Consider the following 1,291-nt stretch of genomic DNA (forward strand, 5'->3'; position numbering starts at 1 on the left):
TCGATCCGGGAGATCAGCCCGAAAGGCGACCGCGCCGCCACCTCTTTAACGGGCAACCCCAACACGTCGGCGACATTTCCGAACGCTAGCATTACAATCTCCATCCATGTGAGACAAAATATAGCCTCACATGATGCGCCATACAAGCCCCATCATCAGCCCGCACCGATCCGCCAACAGTTACCCTGTCATCTTTGCCGTCGCGCCGTTCGCTCGCACTGCCGCCATCAGCATCGGCCCGACCGAAAACTGCCCTGCCCTCGCCTTCTCGGTGAGAACGCGCAGATAGCCGCCGGCTGACTCGATGTGCTGTGCCCGCTGCAGGATGCAGGCAATCACCACCGCGGCGGTCTCCTGACCCATGACATGGCAGGCATGCTCATACGCCGACGGCGAAACGCCCAGATATCCCCGCACCTGGGCGGCGGTTATCATGAAATCGCGCCAGTTGCCGATTCCGTCGACGGCGTAGTCCGCGATTTCGGGGCAGGCCTTCAGCACCATCCCCAGCGGATAGGTTTTCGGGGGCTCTGCGGTCCTCGTTAGTGGCTCGGCCGCCGCCCCGCTTTTTTCTAAAGCAGGTTCAAATTCAAAAATAGAGTCGGTGTTTGAATCAGATTGCTGCCGCTCGCTTTGGGACTCATTGCCGCTTGGAGTCGTAGATTCCATATGGATTTCCAGCAGCTTATCCACGTCATCACGCAACGCGGCCAGATCTGCCACGATAGGTTCAAGCTCGGCAATGCGGGCTCGGCGCGGAATTGCCTCCACAACGGCGCGGAAACGCTTCCACAGGCCTCCCCAGTCGCCCGGCACGTCTTCCTCAACGGCCGCTTCGACCAGCTTCTGGATATCCCGGCGGTGCAGCGTAATGCGTTCCCTCATAAGCCTGAGTGCCCTGTTGTCAGCGCGAACACGCTCGGCCGCCGCCTCGAACTCTTGAGCACGGGCTAGCAGCGGCGCCAGCGAGAAGCCAAATGCTTCCTCGATCTCCCCACCCCTGCCCTTGCGTGCATAACGCTTGCCGTTCGGGCTGTCCCGACGGATGACTAGACCGCAATCCACCAGTTCCGCCAGGTTCCTCCGCAAGGTGGAATCGGGCATGCCGTGCGCCCTGAGAGACAGCTGTGCGTTCGAGGGAAACACGATGAGGCCGTTTTCCTCACTCAGCTCGCTGTCTGGATAGAATGATAGTAATGCATTCAGGACGGCCAGGGCGCGGTCGCCGATGCCGACGATGCTCTTGCCCTCGCACAGCCAGCGATAGACCTGCCATTTCTCGACGGCGGCC

1 protein-coding gene and 1 pseudogene are annotated in these 1,291 nt (G+C 60.7%); both read right to left on the bottom strand.

The window, feature by feature from the left end; translation table 11 throughout:
- Positions 1-92 (bottom strand): annotated as a pseudogene (locus E5W70_RS33290) (antitoxin); the annotation flags it as partial.
- An 88-nt stretch (positions 93-180) separates the two neighbouring features.
- A partial coding sequence (repC, locus tag E5W70_RS32405) for a plasmid replication protein RepC (protein ID WP_292665432.1) occupies positions 181-1,291 on the bottom strand: 1,111 nt, incomplete at its 5' end.

This window comes from Mesorhizobium sp. (assembly GCF_005063415.1).
Taxonomy (GTDB): Bacteria; Pseudomonadota; Alphaproteobacteria; order Rhizobiales; family Rhizobiaceae; genus Mesorhizobium.